At 68.8% G+C, this 18,370-nt stretch carries 11 protein-coding genes; 5 read left to right on the forward strand and 6 right to left on the reverse strand.

The window, feature by feature from the left end; genetic code table 11:
* Positions 1-3 precede the first annotated feature (3 nt).
* The 3 genes from KYK13_RS08345 to KYK13_RS08355 all read right to left on the reverse strand — a co-directional run bounded on the left by KYK13_RS08345 (position 4) and on the right by KYK13_RS08355 (position 6,562).
* Entirely contained in the window at positions 4-1,515 is a 1,512-nt protein-coding gene (locus KYK13_RS08345; protein ID WP_223643447.1) for an ABC transporter substrate-binding protein, read from the reverse strand.
* A gap of 119 nt (positions 1,516-1,634) precedes the next feature.
* A complete protein-coding gene (locus KYK13_RS08350) occupies positions 1,635-2,117 on the reverse strand; it encodes a hypothetical protein (RefSeq protein WP_223643448.1) in 483 nt (160 codons plus the stop codon).
* Between the two features lie 647 nt (positions 2,118-2,764).
* Positions 2,765-6,562, reverse strand: a complete 3,798-nt coding sequence (locus tag KYK13_RS08355; protein ID WP_223643450.1) for a carbohydrate binding domain-containing protein — start codon at positions 6,560-6,562, stop codon at positions 2,765-2,767.
* A gap of 177 nt (positions 6,563-6,739) precedes the next feature.
* On the opposite strand from KYK13_RS08355, the gene KYK13_RS08360 reads away from it, so the two are divergent.
* The 4 genes from KYK13_RS08360 to KYK13_RS08375 all read left to right on the forward strand — a co-directional run bounded on the left by KYK13_RS08360 (position 6,740) and on the right by KYK13_RS08375 (position 14,684).
* Complete coding sequence (locus tag KYK13_RS08360; RefSeq protein WP_223643452.1) at positions 6,740-9,811, forward strand: aminotransferase class I/II-fold pyridoxal phosphate-dependent enzyme; 3,072 nt, start codon at positions 6,740-6,742, stop codon at positions 9,809-9,811.
* 910 nt (positions 9,812-10,721) lie between these two features.
* On the forward strand, positions 10,722-11,882 hold the full coding sequence (locus KYK13_RS08365; protein WP_223643454.1) for an IS4 family transposase: 1,161 nt from the start codon (positions 10,722-10,724) through the stop codon (positions 11,880-11,882).
* Positions 11,883-12,660: 778 nt separating this feature from the next.
* The gene (locus KYK13_RS08370) at positions 12,661-13,959 is read left to right on the forward strand and encodes an acetamidase/formamidase family protein (RefSeq protein ID WP_223643456.1); all 1,299 of its coding nucleotides are present in this window, start codon (positions 12,661-12,663) and stop codon (positions 13,957-13,959) included.
* Positions 13,960-14,096: 137 nt separating this feature from the next.
* Positions 14,097-14,684, forward strand: a complete 588-nt coding sequence (locus KYK13_RS08375) for an SRPBCC family protein (protein ID WP_223643458.1) — start codon at positions 14,097-14,099, stop codon at positions 14,682-14,684.
* 9 nt (positions 14,685-14,693) lie between these two features.
* Here the strand turns inward: KYK13_RS08375 and KYK13_RS08380 are convergent, their stop codons facing one another.
* Positions 14,694-15,914: a serine hydrolase gene (locus KYK13_RS08380; RefSeq protein WP_223643460.1), complete on the reverse strand. Its 1,221-nt coding sequence runs from the start codon at positions 15,912-15,914 to the stop codon at positions 14,694-14,696.
* Between the two features lie 122 nt (positions 15,915-16,036).
* Between KYK13_RS08380 and KYK13_RS08385 the strand changes: the two genes are divergently transcribed.
* Positions 16,037-17,380 (forward strand): erythromycin esterase family protein, encoded by a 1,344-nt coding sequence (locus KYK13_RS08385; RefSeq protein ID WP_223643462.1) that lies wholly within the window; start codon positions 16,037-16,039, stop codon positions 17,378-17,380.
* An 8-nt stretch (positions 17,381-17,388) separates the two neighbouring features.
* On the opposite strand, the gene KYK13_RS08390 is transcribed toward KYK13_RS08385, so the two are convergent.
* Positions 17,389-17,748: a DUF3175 domain-containing protein gene (locus KYK13_RS08390; protein WP_223643464.1), complete on the reverse strand. Its 360-nt coding sequence runs from the start codon at positions 17,746-17,748 to the stop codon at positions 17,389-17,391.
* Between the two features lie 5 nt (positions 17,749-17,753).
* Positions 17,754-18,221, reverse strand: a complete 468-nt coding sequence (locus KYK13_RS08395; protein ID WP_223643466.1) for a DUF6496 domain-containing protein — start codon at positions 18,219-18,221, stop codon at positions 17,754-17,756.
* Positions 18,222-18,370: the final 149 nt, after the last annotated feature.

An 18,370-nucleotide genomic window follows, 5' to 3' on the forward strand; every position in this document is an offset into this window, starting at 1 on the left:
CGCCTACGGGCTGAACATGCCGGTGAGCACGCTGGCGCGGCCTCGAGGCAGCGAGCGCTTGAACGGGCTCGTCGCGAGGTCGGAGCCGGGCTGGTACCAGCTCTGGATCTCCGCGAAGTACGTCTGGCCCGCCTGCAGCACGTCCGGGGGCAGGTACACGCTCTGGAGATCCGTGTGCAGCGCCGCCACGCGCGTCACGGTGGTGGAACCGTTGCTCGTGCCCAGCCGGTAGATGTTCACCACGTAGTTCGTGGCCGTGCCGACCAGTGGCTTCGACCAGCGCAGCGAGGCGTCGATCCCTACGCCCGTGAGGTTCTGGAACGCGCCGCGCGTGTTCACCTGGGGCGCCTGCACCGGCCCGACGAGGGGCTGCACGGGCGCGGCGGTGAACGCGCTCGCCTCTTGATCCACGCGGATGTCCACGCTCATGGTGTAGGGCGCCGCGGTTCCCAGCGCGTAGCTCTTCGTGAAGCCCGCGGCGGCGAGCGCCACCTTCTGCCACGTCGCCGGGAGCGGGTTGTTGTAGGTCATGCTCCCCGTGACGATGTCGGTCCGTTGCGTGTCAGGATTGAGCTTCACGAGCAGTGGCGGCCCGCTGATGGACGCGAGCGCCGAGCTCAGCGCGGCCGGCCGGGCGGACATCCAGATCTCGCTGTACGTGCTGACCGCGCCCGGGTTCACCTGGGTGCGAAGGGCTTCGAAGGCCGAGCGTCTCCAGTCCACCGCGAAGGTGCCTGTCTCGACGGGTTGGGTGAAGGTTCCGCTGACGGTGACGGGCTGGCCCTCCACCTGCGTCATGCTCGTGTCGAGCACCCTGTGCATCGCGCGGTAGGGCACTCCATTCGCGCTCGTCTGCAACCGCATCTGCGCGAGCGAGAACACATCCCCGAGGCCGCTGTCGAGCAGCACCGGGTTGGTCATGTTGGCGTAATCGAAGCTCAGCCCGGAGAGCGACGTGGCGCCCGCCAGGGGGAACCCCGTGGCGCTGCCGGAGATGTAGCCGAACGCGCCCGGGTTCAACGAATACATGTCCAGGAAGTCTCCCGGCTGCCAGGGAGACAGGCCGGTGGCGGACACCGTCACGGGAGTGGGCAGCGTGGGGAAGGTGCCATCGCGGCCCCACTCGGTGGAGCCCAGGTCGAACGCGCGGCCGGTGCTCACCAGGTAGCGCGAGCCCAGCTTCAGGTAGATGCGGCCGGAAGGGACGTTCGGCACGGAGAGGGTGCCGTCCGCGGAGCCCGTGCCCGGATAGGCCGTGAACGCCCCGGTCGTTGAGTCCCGCGTGTAGGCCACCACCGACGTGGCGGACTGGTCGTACGGCTTCGTCTCGTTGCCCGACGTGGCGACGAAGGTGACCGCGCTGGTGCCGGTGACCTGGGTGACCAGGCCTTGGGCGACCTGGGAGGTCGCGTCCGCCGGCATGGAGGCGTCCATCGCCTCGGCCTCGTCGAGTCCCGCGCAGCCGACCCCTGTCATGCCGACCAAAAGCCCGAGGGAAATCAATGACATGTTCATTGTGAAGGCAACCCTTTCGGCGGCGCCCTGGATGGCGCTGCGCAGGGAGATTCATACCGGGCCGGTCTGACGTTTCCGGGAGCGCTTCGGCTCCAACTTTCCCTCGGTGGAATCCTCCGTTACCGAGGCCCGCTGACGAAGGCCTCCCAGTCGTCTGGCTGGACCGTGACGCCCGACCACTTTTGCCAGGCGGTGACCTCCGCCTTCCAGGTCGCGGCGCCTCCTCGCAGCGGGAACGCACGCGTGACCGCGAGCCGATGAACCCGTTCGTGTGCGCGAAGGAGGCGTTGATTGACGGTCTCCACGTCGCCCGGCTTCGAGCGGAGGCGGACTTCCGCCGCGAGCAGGGAACCCGTCCGGCGGTTTCGCGTCCCTTCATCCTCCGGCACGGGTTTCTCGAAGACGCTCCACAACCCCAGCAACGGCGGCTCGCGGCCTTCCAGGAGCGCCGCGTGCAACCGGTCGTGGCCATCCACCACGAGCCACTTCTGCACCAGCGCGAAGTAGAGCAGCAGGACCGGCGGCAGCGTTCCGTCCCGCGCGTGCTTGCGCCATGCCTTCACCCGTCCGTCCCCTTCTATCGACGTGGCACGAAGCTGCATGACTCCGCCGCTGCGCTCCACAAGCTCATCGGACTCCGCCCAGGACCAGGCCTCCGAGCGGAAGGGCTGGGAGCGCAGAGCCCTGTCGAGCGCGCAGGGGGGCTCGGGCAACTCCCCCATTCCTGCGCTGGGCATGCAGGGATAGCCCGATGCTTTTGTCGTGGGAATTGCCTGGAGGGGCCGCAAACACCATCGCCCGGCGTGAAGCAGTGAAGGTGTGGCCTCGTCGAACCGACGGATCCAGGACCGGCTCCACGCCGCCCACCAGCCGGGTGAACCCGGGTCCGGGTAACGCCGGGCCTCCTCCGCGGTGATGGGAGGAATCGCGCCCGTAAGGTTCGCCGGGCCGCGCAACCAGGCACACCCCTCCCACAAGTCATCAACCCGCATCCAGAACAGCGGCTGCCCGCCGTGCATCACGCGCAGAAGGTACGGCCGGGTGGCCTCGACATGGAGCAGGGGCCGCCGCAGCCAGTGTCCCCAGGAGGGAACGGTCAGCAGCAGCCCGGGGCCTCCCACGGGCATCCGCCAATCCGTGTCATCCGCAGTCGCGGCGATTCGTGGCTGCATCGGGCGTCTCCTGGGCCCGACACTACACCCGACGGCGGGCCCGGCCTCCAGGCCCGCCGCGAGGTGCGTTCATCCGCTCAGCGCCAAGTGTCGTTCACGGCCGAGGTGCCCGTGGCCGGCGTCGTCAGGGTGCGGTTGGCGCCGCTCTCCCAGGTGACGTTGTTGGCGGCGTCCATCTTGATGAACTTGTACTCAATCGCCGTGGAGCCCGGCAGTCCGACGGCCGCGCTCCACGTGGGGTAGTTCGCCGGGGACAGCAGGATGGCACTGGCTGGACTCCAGCTCCCCAGCGCGGCGACGTTGCCGACCACGTACACGTTCTGCCCCATCACCGTGCTGGCCGTGACGCTGAACGTGACCGTGGCTCCGCTGGTGGACGTGGTGACGGAGAGCGCGGTGCTCGCCGAGGACGTATTGCCCGCCGCGTCGCGTGCCTTCACCGTGTAGCTATAGGCCGTGTTGGAGGACAGCCCGCTGTCCGTGTAGCTCGTGGACGTGGGCGTGCCCACCTGTGTGCCATTGCGGAACACCAGGTAGCCCGTCACGCCGACGTTGTCCGTGGACGCGGTCCAGCTCAAGGACACCGTCGTCGCGGACTTCGACGGAGACGTCAGGCCAGTGGGCACCGACGGCGCCGTGGTGTCGCTCACCGGCGCGCCTGTCGTGATGACACCCGCGTTGAACGTGGAGGTGCCCGGGGGGAACAGGTAGTTGCTGCCGTTGTTGTTGTCCCACGTGCCGCTGCCGTTGTTGAAGTCCGCCTCCAACTGCTGCACGGAGCCCAGGTTCACCGTGTACTTCGCGTAGCCTGCCACCTCCGCGTCTGGCATGGGCACACCCGGAGGCGTCGTCCACGTGCCGCCCGCCGGCCGGTAGTGGATGTACGGCGTGGCGAAGCCCTTCTTGTAATAGACCGTCGTCGTGTACCCCAGGCCGGTGGTGACGGAGAGCGCCGCGCTGGCGACACTGGTGTTGCCCGCCGCGTCGCGAGCCTTCACGGTGTAGCTGTATGTCGTGCTCGAGGACAGCCCCGTGTCCGTGTACGTCGTCGCCGTGGGCGCAGCGACCTGGGTGCCATTGCGGAACACGAGGTAATCACTCACACCGTAGTTGTCCGTGGCGGCCGTCCAGCTCAGCACGACCGAAGAACTGGTGACACCTGAAGCAGAGAGCCCCGCGGGCGCGGACGGAGCCGTGGTGTCCGGGGGCAGGGTGGTGACGGAGAGCGCGCTGCTCGCCGCGGAGGTATTTCCCGCCGCGTCCCGAGCCTTCACCGTATAGCTATACGCCGTGCCCGCCGTGAGCCCGCTGTCCGTGTAGCTCGTCGTGGAAGGCGAGCCCACCTGCGTGCCATTGCGGAACACCTGGTAGCCCGTCACGCCCACGTTGTCCGTGGAGGCCGTCCACGTCAGCGTCACCGAACGGTCCGTGCGCGTCGCCGCGAGCCCCGTGGGCACCGACGGCGCCGTGGTGTCCACGCGCAGGAACGGATAGGTGCCCACCACCGAGCCGTTGAGGTCCTCGATGTACTTGCCGCCCTCCAGCCGGTACCTCCCCGCGCCCACGTACACGGATTGGAGCTCGCTGCGGGTCACGTTGCCGCGCGCGTCGGTTGCCTCGACGTAGTAGTCGAGCACCTGGTCGCGATAGGCGCCCAGGTACACGTAATAGAGGTCGCCAATCTCCTGCGCGGCCACCTTCTGCATCACCGGCAGGTGCGCCGGCTGCCACGCCACGCCGTTCATCACCGGCCGCAACTCACGGCGCTGGAGCGGGTAATCCACCCACGCGCCCACGCGCGACGGGTCGATGTTCGGCACGCCCGAGGCCTTCAGCGCCACCGGATCGTAGACGCGGGGCGTGTTGTCCAACGGGTCGATGCTCTTCGCCGTGTGCACGCGCACGCGCGCCTTGATGCTGGCGATGCCGCTCACGTCGAACGCATAGGTATACAGCGCGAAGTTGTTGTCGAAGTGGTGCAGCGTCCACCCCTCCGACTTGTCGGTGTTGGCGCTGCCCGGGTTGTATGGCCAGCGCTGCGGCCACCAGATGGAAGGACCCGTGCGGTCCTGCGCCAGCTGGTCCTGCACGTACGGCTTGGAGAAGGAGAGGGACTGGTTGAAGGACAGCGTGGGCTTCACGTTGTCGTCCACGTTCTCGTCGTAGTAGCCGAAGCCGGAGTCCATGGCCGGCAGGAGGAAGTACCAGGCCAGCTCCGCGGGGTTCGCGCCGCCCGCCCAGTCATTCGCCGCGTCGCCCTTCACCGGGAAGGACAGCATCCACGGGTTGAGCTGGTTGCCCGCGTAGGTGACCTGCGAGTCCAGCGCCGTGGTGGGCTTCCAGTGGTTGGGGTGCGCGTCCAGCCAGACCTGCTCGGCCGTCTTCGCGTAGTTGAGCGCGGCCTGGAGCAGCGCGAAGTTGCGCTCCAGGTAGTGCCAGCCGTGCTCCAGCGACACCGTCATCCCCTCCTGCACGCCGCTCAGGTTCGTCTTGGGCGCCAGGTTGAGGCCGGTGGCGGAGTTGAAGTCGGGGAACTGCCCCTTCCAGATGCCGAACGGCAGCCGCCAGTGGTGCCACTGCGGGTCGGACGACGAGTCGCGCGTGTCCACCCAGGACCCGTCCTGCACGTGCACCACGTCCGTGGTCGCGGGCGTGTTGTTGACCAGGTACTCGTCGATGCCCAGGCACTGCACGCCGCCGGTGCAGGTGACGGCGCGGCCGTTGAGCCACGTGTCGAGCGACCCCGCGCGCCCGCCGGAGTTGTCGCCGTCATGCGCGAGCACGAAGAACTGCTTCTGGGGCGTGAGCCCCTCGAAGTTGCGCAGCCCCACCACGTCCACGGTGGCCTGCCCCTCCCAGCCCTCCAGCCAGGAGCCGTTCTGGTTGACCGGGATGCCCACGACGCGCGACTCGGCGCCCGTGGCCGGGTCCACGGCGCGCACCCAGTGCGGCGTGGAGGCGAAGGGATACTTGTTGCGGATGACCTGCTGCTCGTGCGCCATGGCCTCGCTCACCCACGCGCCCACCGTGCTGGTGTTCTGGAGGTCCGCGCGGTTGGGCGGCGACACCAGCGTGTCCGAGCCCGGGTCGTTGAGGAACGGGTAGTCCTTCAGCGTGCGGGAGAAGTGGTTGTCTCCAATGACGGCCCACTTCACGCCCAGCTTCGCCAGCGTGGGGATGAGCCGCTCGCTGAAGCCCAGCTCCGTGGGGAAGAAGCCCTTGGAGGACGTGAAGCCCGTGCCCAGGAAGTACGACTGGGACAGCGTGGCGTTCTGGTAGATGAGGTCCTTGAGGAAGTAGTCCGGCCCCACCAGCGGCCCCATGGAGTGGTGGCCCGTGAAGTGGATGAGGTCCAGCGTGCGGTTGCCCGCGGGCGTGCGCAGGGTGGTGTACCGGTCCCTCCAGGTCGCGCCCCAGCTGGCGTTGTCGTAGCCGGACACGTTGCGGCGGGTGACCAGGTCGTTGACGTTGTTCACCACCGCGCCGGACATGGTGACGTGAACCTGTCCCGTGGAGGCATTCGTCTTCATGTCCGCGGCGACGTCCGGCGGCCAGAACTGATACGCGCCCACCTTCGCGTGGTGCGAGTAGTACGTCACCAGGTCGTCGTGCGGCATGGGCGCGCCCGACGGCAGGAAATAGGTGTAGTTGGACGGGGGCGACTGTTTGATCTGGATGACCTGCCCGTCATACGCGTAGCGGATGGGGCCGCCCACCGGCGTCGCGTTGTATTGGGTCAGGTCGTAGTACGCCCAGAAGTTGGGCATGTGATTGTGATACACGTGCGCGGCGGCGATCTGCGCCCGCGCCGGCTGCGCGTGTATCAGGATGACGGCGAACACCGCGAGCAAGGCCAGTTGCGGCTGTCTTTTCATGGGCGTCCTCACCGGGCGAGAGGTGCCGCCCGGTGGGCGCTGCTTACTGGCGTTTGATGCAAGATTTCCCGTGTAAACTGGGAATGACAATCTGTTAATGCGTACTGCATCGCGTCAGGCTTTCGGGAAAGGCTGTCGTTGACAGAGGGGAAGCGGGCCCGGACAGTCGGGTGCGCCATGGCCACCTATCCCGCGTCAGCCCGTGAAGCCTTTGTCCAGTTGCGTACGCTTTCGGAGGCGTTGTCCCGGCCGGAGGAGCGCCCGCGGGCACTGGCGGAGCTGCGCGAGCTGGCGGAGCTGGCTCGGAACCAGCCGGAGGGGGCGCCGCTGCGGCTGGCGTCGGTGGTGGTGGCGGTGGGCGCGTCCCAGGAGCGGCTGGAGCTCTTGATTCCGCCGTCCATCTTCGCGCCCGAGGCGTGGGCCTTCACGTTCCTGGAGGGGCTCTTGAAGGTCCCCCTGGACGAGTACGCCGGCAAGCACCTGGTGGAGGTGGGCTCCGGCTCCGGGTGGATCTGCATCGCGCTGGCGAAGTTCACGGGGCTCCAGCGCATCCGCGGGCTGGACCTGAACCCGCAGGCCCCGGCGGTGGGGCTGTGCAATGCGTGGCTCAACGGCGACGAGCAGCTGGTGTCGCGGCTGTCGTTCGGGGAGAGCGACCTGCTGTTGAGCCTGCCGCAGACTCCCACGTGGGACTTCATCGTCGGGTGCATCCCGCAGGTGCTGCGCGGTGACGAGCTGCCCGCGGAGCTGGCGCAGGCGGATGAGCAGGCGCTGTTGGACCTGTCCAACTACACCTCGTTGCAGAACGTCTACGAGGACCACTTCGGCCTGGGGCTCATCGCGCGGCTGCTCAATGAGGCGCCGGAGCGGCTGCTGCCGGGAGGGCGGCTGCTCTTGAACCTGGCGGGCCGTCCGGGGCGCGCCATCATCGCGCGGATGTTCACCCGGCGCGGCTTCACGACCCGGGTGCGCGTGGCGCGGCGGGTGATGCAGGCGGCGGACACGGACATCCGCCCGCTGGTGTCGCTGGAGCAGCGCACCGGGCGCGAGTTCGAGTTCTTCATGGAGGCCCACAGCCCGGAGCCCCTGCGCGCGGCGACGGCGCTGGGCTGGCTCCAGGCGGGTCACCCCATCTGGCACGAGGTGGCGGTGTGGGAGGCGCACCTGTCGCTGCCCCGGGAGACGCTGGCCCTGCGCTCCTCCCTGCGCTCGCTGGGCATCGCGGCGCTCCAGGAGGAGTTGGATCTGGGGGCGGCGTCCGCGGAGCAGCTGGGGTTCGTCACGGCGCTCGCGGAGCGGCTGTCGCAGGCGCCGTACCTGCCCTACGCGCACGAGGCCGGAGACGCGTCCTTCCGCAGGCTGGTGGCGCGCTACCTGGACCGCCACTTCGGCCTGAGGTTGTCGGAGGACTCGGTGTTCGTCGCGCCCGAGCGCGAGCAGGCCGTCTATTCCTTCCTGCTCGCCACGTGCGACCCCGGGGACGCGGTGCTGGTGTCGCGCAGCCTGCATCCGCTCTATGCCCGCGCGCTGGACAAGGCGGGCGTGCGCGCCACCGTGACGCACGACACGCTGGGGGAGATCCGCCGCCTGCTGACGGCCTTCGACGTGAAGGCGGTGCTCCTGACGGTGGAGCCGGGCGAGCGCACCAACCTGGCGGTGCTGCGCGACATCGTGACGGAGGCCGCGCGGCGGGGCATCTGGGTAGTGCTGGACGAGAGCGCCTTCTTCAACATCACCGGGGAGGTGGAGCCGCGCACCCTCTTCGAGTTCCTCGCGCGGACGCCGCACGCGCCCAACCTGGTCATCTTGTACGGCCTCATCAAGAACGCCGTGTGGCCGGACCTGGAGCTGACGTTGCTGCTGCCCGTGCCGGAGCGGCTGCGCGCGGACCTGGAGGTGGCGGCGGAGGTGACGTACTCGCGCATCAGCGTCCTGGCGGAGTGGTTCTACGAGCGCACCTTCTCCGAGCTGCTCGCCTTCCGCATGGCCTTCGCGGAGCCGGAGCCGCCCTCGCCGCACCGGGTGCCGGAGGTGCCGTTGCCGCGCTCGCAGCGCATCGCGAAGCTGGAGGCGCTGCCGGCGTTCGCGCCGAAGTTCTTCCGCGAGGACGACCCGGAGCTCGTGCGCCTGGACTACGGCGAGAACGAGGGCCCGCTGCCGCTGCCGCTGGTGGAGGGGCTCATCGCGGCGGGCGTGGCGCCGCGCTCGGAGGGAGCGCAGACGGGGCTGTCGGAGGCCGTGGCGGCCTTCCTGCTGGAGACGCGAGGGGCCCGCTATGCCCCCGAGGACGTCGTGGTGGCTCCCGGTGTCTGGCCGCTCATGCACCATCTGGGCGTGGCGCTGCGCCAGCGGTTGGGGCGGGCGCCGCGTGTGTTCCTGGTGACGCCCTGTTACGGCGTGCTCGCGCCCACGTTCCTCGCTGCGGGGTGCGAGGTGGAGACCGGGCCGGTGGGCACGCTCCTGTCGCGCCGGTCGCGGGGAGGGCCGCCGGATGCGGTGGTGTTGTCTCAGCCGGCGAACCCCACGGGACACTACCTGTCGCACGAGGAGCTGATGGCGCTGGCGACGTTCGTGGTGGAGCAGCGCTGCCTCTGGATATCGGATGAAATCTTCGGCCTGGTGAACCTCACCAACCCCACGGCGGAGACGGTGCACAGCCCGGTGACGCTGGAGGGCGCGGTACCCGGCATCGGCGCGCGGACGGTGCTGCTGGGCGGACTGTCGAAGGAGTTCGCGGCCGGAGGCCTGCGGGTGGGCTGGGTGGCCACGAAGGACCGGGCGCTGGTGACGGCGCTGCGAGACAGCGCCCCGGGCGTGCTGCACACGCCCACTGCGCGAGCGGCGGCATACCTGTACGCGGCCCATGCGCGCGGACCGGATGGACAGCTGCTCTACGTCGCGAGGCACAAGGCGCTGAGGAGCTATCTGGCGCGGATGCGGCGCGACCTGGCGGAGAAGCGGGCCTTGATCGCGGAGGCCCTGCCCGACGACGGCCGCGCGGAGGCCACGGAGGTGGGTGGCCTGTTCGTCGCGCCGAGGATGACGGCGTGGCTGGGGCGCTCGATGGAGGGAGTGAAGCTCACGCCGGACAACCTGCCGCGCATCATCTACGAGCACACCCACGTGGTGCTCAACGGCGGCGCGTGGTGCGGCGACCCGGAGCGTGTGCGCGCGGTGTTCTCGATTCCCCGGGAGAAGCTGTTGAAGGCCCGCGACCGCCTGCGGGCCTTCGGTCAGCGGCTGCGCTGACGGGGGCTGCGTGGCGTCAAGGCATGACCCTGCTGCCGGGGCGGCGTAAGCCAAACCTGTCCGACAGTCGGACAGGTCTCCGCCTCCTGGGCGGAGCGGGTGCTCCCCGCCGCGATTCTCCAAACCTGTCGGACGGTCCGACAGGTCTCCGGTACCTGGCTGGGCGAAGCGGCAACTCCCAGTCGCGCTGGCCCGGGCTTGTCCGACAGTCGGACAGGTTTCCGAGGCTCGGATGAAACGGGGCGCATCCCGACCGCGCGGTTCCGAACCTGTCCGACAGGTTTCTGCGGCTGGAATAGAAACGGGAGCATCCCAGCCGCACCCGTTCCGAACTTGTCCGACGGTTGGACCGGTTTCCGCTACCGCGACGAAGCGGATGCTCTCGGCCTCGCCGTTCCAACCGTGTCCGACAGTCGGACAGGTCTCCGCCTCCCGGACGCGGACGCCTCCGGCCACAGCGTTCCGAACTTGTCCGACAGTCGGTCAGGTTTTCGCCGCCTGGCCGATACGGGAGCGTTCCGGCCGCAGGGTCCCGAACTTGTTCGACAGTCGGACAGGGGTTCGCCGCCGGCCCGAACCGGGCCGCTCCCGCCGTGCCTTTCAAACATGTCGGACAGTCAGACAAGTTTCGGCGTCCGGGCCGAGGCGGGCCGTTCCCGGCCTCATCGTTCCGAACCTGTCGGACAGTCAGACAGGTTTCGGCCTCCCGGCCGAAATGAGCCGCTCCCAGCCGTACCGTTCCGAACTTGTCGGACAGTCGGACAGGTTTCGGCCTCCCGGCCGAAATGAGCCGCTCCCAGCCGTACCGTTCCGAACCTGAAGGATCCCCTCATTTAGCGAGTTGATCAGCATACGGTCGCTCGCTAGCTGAGTGCGATGGAGCTGGCAGTCGGGCAAAGAGGCAGCCACCATGAGTCGCAAGGTGGCGATCGACGAAGAGCAGGTGCGGGCGTTTCTGACGGAGGTTTTCGAGGACGACCTGCACGTCAAACGACTCCTGTCCCTGTCGCACGCGACGCTGGGGGCGGTGCAGGCGGCGAGCCTGTCGGTGGCGGCCATCGGCAAGGCGATGGCGTGGGCGCGTGGAGAGGACGTCACGTCCAAGCACGCGGTGAAGCAGGTGGACCGACTGCTATCGAATGGGGGCTTCGACGTCTGGAAGCTTTTCGCGTCCTGGGTGCCCTTCGTGCTGGCGGAGCGGACCGAGGCGGTCATCTCGCTGGACTGGACGGACTTCGAGCAGGACGACCAGGAGACGCTCGTGGCCAGCCTCATCACCCAGCATGGGCGGGCCACGCCGCTCTTGTGGACGACGCTGGTGAAGTCCGCCTCCGTGGGCAACCGGCAGCTGGTGGAGGACCAGACGCTTCAGCGCCTGCGCGAGGTGATTGCCTCGCAGGTGAAGGTGACGGTGGTCGCGGACCGGGGCTTCGCGGATGCGAAGTTCTATGCGCTCTTGCGGCAACTGGGCTTCGAGTACGTGGTGCGTTTCCGTGCGGATGTGCTCGTCACGTCCGAGGATGAGGTGACGAAGCGCGCGGCCGAGTGGGTCCCGGAAGGCGGACGCGCGAAGGTGCTCCGAGGCGCACGCGTCACCACCTCCATGGCACAGGCGGGGGCCGTGGTGTGTGTGAAACGCAAGGGCATGAAAGACTCCTGGTGCCTGGCCACCAGCCGCACGGACGCCACGGCACAGCAGGTGCTGGACGTCTACGCCCGGAGATTCACCATCGAGGAGACGTTCCGGGATGTGAAGGACCTCAAGTTCGGCATGGGGCTGAAGCAGGTGCGCGTGAAGACGCCGGAGCGTCGAGACAGGTTGCTGCTCATCAGCGCCCTGGCTCAGGTCCTTCTGACGCTGCTGGGAGCCGCGGGGGAGGCGCTGGGGTACGACAAGCATTTGAAGGTGAATACGGTGAAGCGGCGTACGCACTCGCTCTTCACCCAAGGCACCTACTATTTCATGGCCATGCCGCGCATGAGCGATGAACGACTCCGCCCGTTGGTGGAGCGATTCGGACAACTCGTCCGCGAGCACTCCGTCTTCCGAGAGGCCTTCGGACTCATCTGATTCAGATGAGGGGATGCTTCAGGTTCCGAACTTGTCGGACAGTCGGACAGGTTTCGGCCTCCAGGCCGAAGTCGGCCGTTCCCGGCCGTACCGTTCCGAACTTGTCGGACAGTCGGACAGGTTTCGGCCTCCAGGCCGAAATGAGCCGTTCCCAGCCGTACCGTTCCGAACTTGTCGGACAGTCGGACAGGTTTCGGCCTCCTGGCCGAAACGAGCCGCTCCCAGCCGTATCGTTCTGAGCCTGTCGGACAGTCGGACATGTTTTCGCCGCCTGCCCGAAACGGGCTGCTCCCTGCCGTACCGTTCCGAGCCTGTCAGACAGTCGGACAGGTTTCGGCCTCCCGGCCGAGGCGGGCCGTTCCCGGTCGCACCGTTCCGAACCTGTCGGACAGTCGGACAGGTTTCGGCCTCCCGGTCGAGGCGGGCCGTTCCCGGTCGCACCGTTCCGAACCTGTCGAACAGTCGGACAGGTTTCGGCCGCCCGGTCGAGGCGGGCCGTTCCCGGTCGCACCGTTCCGAACTTGTCGGACCGTCGGACAGGTTTCGGCCGCCCGGTCGAGGCGGGCTGCTCCCGCCGTGCCTTTCAAACCTGTCCGACAGTCGGACAAGTTTTGGCCGGGTGCCGTCGGAGAGGGCGCCCCCTGCGGGTTCTCATGTTCTCAGCCCCTGGATGGCGCTCATGGCTGGGGGCTGGGGAGGCCTATGCGTGGTCGCGGGCTTGCGGACACTGGTTGATGCGACGCAGGGCTGGGGCCGTTCCTCTACACTGCGATTGCCCATGATCCGTTCCCTTGCCGTCCTCCTCTGCTGTCTGCCTGCTGGCGCGCTCGCGGCCTCTGAGTCCTGGCTCGTGACGACCGACCTGTGGGGCAATCCCGCCTACCAGTTCCTCACGCTGGAGCGTGACGGGAAGCACCTCACGGGCGTGCTGGATGGAGACGCGCTGAAGGGGGAGCGCTCGGGCAACGCCGTCCACTTCGTTGTCACGGACTCGCGCCAGCAGACCTATGTCTTCGACGGCAAGGTGAGCGGTGACATGCTGCGCGGCACCGCGGACTATCCCGACAGCAACAACCCGAAGGCGCGGGTGTCCCACTCCTTCTCGGCCCGGTTGCTCCCCGCTCGCCCCGAGGGCCCTCCGCGCGTGCATGACTTCACGCCCGCGTCCTGGTCCAACGAGTTCACCGCGCACCGCGCGCCGGTGCTGACCGTGTGGCCGGGCGACACCGTGCGGACCTCGACGCTCGATTCCGGCGGCATGGACTCGAAGGGCGTCACCCGCGCCCTCTTCGGCAACCCTCAGACCGGGCCCTTCTTCATCGCCACCGCGAACCCCGGCGACACGCTGGCCATCCGCATCCGCCGCCTGAAGCTGAACCGCTCGTTCGCGGACAGCCTGGACAGCATCGTGGGCCGCGCCCTCACGACAGGCCTCGCCGCGAAGGCGACGGAGCTGGGCAAGCCCGTGCGCTGGAAGCTCGACCCCGAGCGCGGCGTCGCGACGCCGGAGAACCCGACGGAACGCCTGAAGGCCTTCACCGTACCGCTGCGGCCCATGCTGGGCGGTCTCGCCGTGGCGCCCGGCTTCGGCGCCGCGCCCCTGTCCACCGGCGACACCGGCCGCTACGGCGGCAACATGGACTTCAACGAGGTCGTGGAGGGCAACACCGTCTACCTGCCCGTGGCGCAGCCTGGCGCGCTCCTGTACCTGGGCGATGCGCACGCCGCGCAGGGCGACGGCGAGACGTCCCAGTACGCGCTGGAGACCTCCATGGACGTCGAGTTCACCGTGGACGTCCTGCACGGAAAGCCGCCTCCGGCCACGCCTCGTGTGGAGTCGCCCACGCACCTGATGACGCTGGGTCAGGGCGGTTCGCTGGATGACGCCCTGCGCTCCGCGACGCAGGGCATGACGCAGTGGCTGGAGCAGGACTACGGACTCACGCTGTCGGAGAGCGCGCAGGTGCTGGGCAGCTCCGTGCAGTACAGCGTCGCGAACCTCGCGGGGCGCAGCGTGGGCATCGCCGCGAAGCTGGACAAGGCGCGGCTCCAGGCCCTCCGCCCTGCCGTGAAGTGAGCTGTATTCCGGGGGCACTCCCGGGCGCGTAAAATGGGGCGGAAAATGCCGTGTCGATCCGGCGGCCCCTCGTTCGACGTGGAGATGAACCCTCCCGCTCAGCCGGGAGCACTTCTTCCGCCGAACAGGAGCCTTCCATGGCCACCAAGCTCGCAGTCGCCGCCCTCGTCCTCGTCGTCGCCCTGGGCGCCTTCGTCGCCACCCGCCCGGACCGCTTCCGCATCGAGCGCAACGCGCACGTCGGTGCGCCCCCGGCCACCGTCTACGCGCTGATCAACGACCTGCACCGGTTCAATACGTGGAACCCGTTCCGCTCCGAGCCCGTGCCCGGCATGACCGAGTCCTTCGACGGACCCAACGAAGGTCCGGGCGCCAGCTTCACCTGCGCCGGCGGTGAGTCCGGGGACGGCCGCATGACCATCACGGAGAGCCAGCCCGGCGCTCGCGTCGTCCTCAAGCTGGAGTTCTTCAAGCCCTTCGAAGCCACGAACCAGGCCACCTTCACGCTCACTCCGGAGAATGGCGGCACCCGCGTGAGCTGGGCGATGGAGGGCGAGAACACCCTGATGGGCAAGGCGATGTCGCTCGTCGTGAACATGGACACGATGCTCGGCAAGGAGTTCGAGCGGGGCCTCGCGAACCTGGACGCCGCCGCGCGTGGCGCCGCCCCGGCTTCCTCCGCGAGCGCCCAGGCCGAAGCGGCCACGCCCGCCCCGGCGCTCTGAGGATGGGCCTCAGTTCTCCAGCGTTTGGTACGCGCCTTTGGAGAACTCCAAGGCCAGGGCCCCGTCTTCGGGGCCCTGTGCGTTTCGCTGGATCAACAGGAGGGCCGTCAGGTCCTGGCGCGGATCAATGAAGAACGTCGGGCCGTAGCCGCCGGCCCAGCCGTAGCGCCCCGCGGTGGGGGAGATGCCATCCGGCTTCGTGCACACGGCCCCTCCGAAGCCCCACCCGGACGCATCCCAGAAGCCGGGGAAGAAGGGCGAGCGGAGTTTCTGCTCCTCCGAAATCTGATCCGTCAGCATCTCCCGGACGCTCGCGGAGGACAGCAGGTGGGTGTTCCCATGCCTTCCTCCGCTGAGCAGCATCCGGCAGAAGGCGAGGAGGTCATCGGCCGTGGACACCAGCCCGCCCTGGCCACCTCCTGAAGGAAACGCGGGAGGCCGCGACCAGAAGCTGTCCGCCGGCGTGTCCCACGCCTCCAGCCTTCCCGTGGCAGGGTCGCGCGAGCAGGCCGTCGTGAGCCGGTCGAGCTTCTCCGCGGGCACGGTGAACGCCGTGTCCTTCATGCCCAATGGAGCGAAGAGCCGCTCGCGCAGGAAGTCGTCGAAGCGCATGCCCGAGGCCCTCGCCACCAGCACGCCGAGGACCTCGTAGCCGGTGTGGTAGGCCCACCGCTCCCCGGGCTGGTAGCGGAGCGGCAGCGTGCCCAGCCGCCGCATGAATTCGTCGGGCGGAGCCGTGAGCACGTGGAAGCCGGGCGACACATGGGCCTCGGCCATGGCGCGCTGGAGGGGATGCGTGCCGGGCTTCGCCATCACCGCACCCAATCCCCAACGCAGCGTGAGCAGGTCGCGCACCGTGATGGCCCGCCTCGCGGGGACGGTGTCGTCGAGCGGCCCATCGGGCGTGCGCAGGACGCGGCGGTTCGCCAGCTCCGGCAGCCATGGATCCACGGCACCGTCGAGCGGAAGCCTCCCGTCCTCCACGAGCCTCAACGTGGCCACCGCCGTGATGGGCTTGGCCATGGACGCAAGCCGGAAGAGGCTGTCGCGCCGCATGGGCGCATCGGAAGCCGTAAGGCCCTGCATGCCCAGCGCGTCGACGTGCACGGTGGCGCCTCGGGCAATCAGTGCGACGACGCCGGGCAGCTCACCGCGCTCGACATGGCCGCGCAGGGAGGCGGTCACGTCAGCAAGCCGCGTCTGGGAAAGCGAGGGGGCGCGCTGGGGCATGGGTTGGAACATCCAGCCCCGCACCTGGGGTGGTCAAGGTGCTGGGGCCCCGCATGGCCGTCCGCTGTCTTCCTTCGGTGCCTGCGCGACCCAAGTGTTGAAGACACGGGGGAGGAGACACCATGGCGAGCCGAGACGATGGACTGCTGGTGCGAGCCATCAAGGAGTCCGCACTGCCACTCCAGGGGACACGGGAGGACTTCGACCCCCTGATGGACCTGGTCGGTGACGCGCGCTGCGTGCTCATTGGCGAAGCGACCCACGGCACGCACGAGTTCTACCGATTGCGCGCGCTGCTGACGCGCCGGCTCATCGAGGAGAAGGGCTTCAACGCCGTCGCCGTCGAGGCGGACTGGCCGGACGCGTACCGCATCAACCGCTATGTGCGCGCGATGGGCACCGACGCGGATGCCGTGGACTCACTCTCCGACTTCCAACGCTTCCCCGCGTGGATGTGGCGCAACGCGGACGTGCTCGACTTCACGGGCTGGCTGCGGACGCACAACGACCGCCACTCCGCGCGGGAGAAGGTCGGGTTCTACGGGCTGGACCTCTACAGCCTTCATGCCTCCATGGGCGCGGTGCTGAAGTACCTGGACCGCGCGGATCCGGAGGCCGCGAAGCGAGCCCGGCACCGCTACGCGTGCTTCGAGCACTTCGGGGAGGACCCACAGGACTACGGCCACGCGACGTCGCTGGGACTGTCGCCGGATTGCGAGCGGGAGGTCATCGCCCAGCTCCGCGACCTCCAGCGAGAACGCGAGACCCTGCTGCACCGCGATGGGTTCATCGCGGAGGACGCGCAGTTCGAGGCCGAGCAGAACGCGCGGGTCGTCCAGAACGCGGAGGAATATTACCGGTCCATGTTCCACGGGCGCGTCTCGTCGTGGAACCTGCGCGACACGCACATGGCGGACACGCTGGACCTGCTGATGGGCTTCCTGACGCGGCGCATGGGGGTCGCTCGGGTCGTGGTCTGGGCCCACAACTCGCATGTCGGGGATGCGCGCGCGACGGAGATGGGCGCCTCGGGGGAAGTGAACCTGGGACAGCTGACGCGCCAGCGGCACCGGGACGCGACGCGGCTCATCGGCTTCAGCACGTACCGGGGCACCGTCACCGCGGCCTCCAGCTGGGGAGGTTCCGCCGAGCGCAAGCGGATCCGTCATGGCCTGGCGGGCAGCTGTGAGTCCCTCTTCCATCAGGTCGGCCTGCCGGGCTTCCTGCTGGAGCTCCGCGAGCTGGGCGAGGCCGCCGGAGCGCTCCGCGAGCGGCGCCTGCAGCGGGCCATCGGCGTCATCTACCGGCCCGACACGGAGCGCATGAGCCACTACTTCCACACCCGGCTGCCGGAGCAGTTCGACGCCCTGCTGCACATCGATGAGACGCGTGCGCTCGAACCGCTGGAGCGCACCGCCGGATGGGAGCGGGGCGAGGCTCCGGAGACCTATCCGACGGGCTTGTAGCCCCGAGTTCAGGGCGCCTGGGTGGGGCGGTGATACAGCTTGCGCAGCTCCTCCTTGGCCTCCTGGAGCGCCCGCTTGCGGGACGCCGGGAGGTTCCGGCCCGCGCGGTTGCCGTAGAACGAGAGCATCGACATGGCCGATTGGAACGGCGACGTCTTGCGCCGGTGGCTGCGCTCCGCGGAGCGCTTCACCGAGCGGGCAATCTCCTTCGGAGTGCGCTTGAAGACCTGGTCCTCCAAGGTCATCGCGTCACTGTGCTCCGTCACCTCGCGGGACAAGGTGCGCCGCTTCGCCTTTCCACGGGAGGCGGTGGCCGTGCGCTTGCGAGAGGCCGTGGGGCCGCGCGGCTTCTTCATCGTGGCGGGCATGGCGGCTACTTCCGGGGCCGGCTGGAGGACTTGCGGGTCGCCGCCGCTCTGCGCGCGGCCGTCTTGCGGGCGGTGGTCTTCCTCCGGCGTGAGGCGCTCTTCGCCTGAGCGGACAGCGCCTGCTTGGACGCCGCCTGACGGCTTTCGCGCTGGAGCACCCCCTCGATGGCCTTGCTCCGCTTCTTCGAGGGAGCCCGAGGCTTGCGCTCCTGCTGGCCCACCTCCAGGTCCTTCTTCGCGGAGCGCCGTGTGCGCGCGGAGGCCTGCTCCTTCCTGGGTGGTTTCAACGGCACGCCCGCGCGGCGCGCCTCTGAGAGGCCAATGGCGATGGCCTGCTTCGAAGAGCGCGCGCCGTGCTCGCCTCCGCGGATGTGCTCCAGTTCCTCGTGTACGAACTCACCCGCGGCGGTGCTGGGGCTCTTGCCTTCGCGCAGGTCCTTCTTCGCTCGTTCAACGGTCGCCTTGTCCGGCATGACGTCCTCCCATTCGGGCTACGGTCCTGGCCCAAAGGTGCGGACGGTCCGCGCCCAGGCAAGCCGTGCCCTGTCTCCGGAGGGAGCCTCATGCGGTGGTGGTGTCTCGCGCTGTTGCTTGCTTCCTGTTCAGCGCACCGGTCCGCCAG

Origin of the sequence: Corallococcus sp. EGB (genome assembly GCF_019968905.1) — a bacterium.
GTDB lineage: Bacteria > Myxococcota > Myxococcia > Myxococcales > Myxococcaceae > Corallococcus.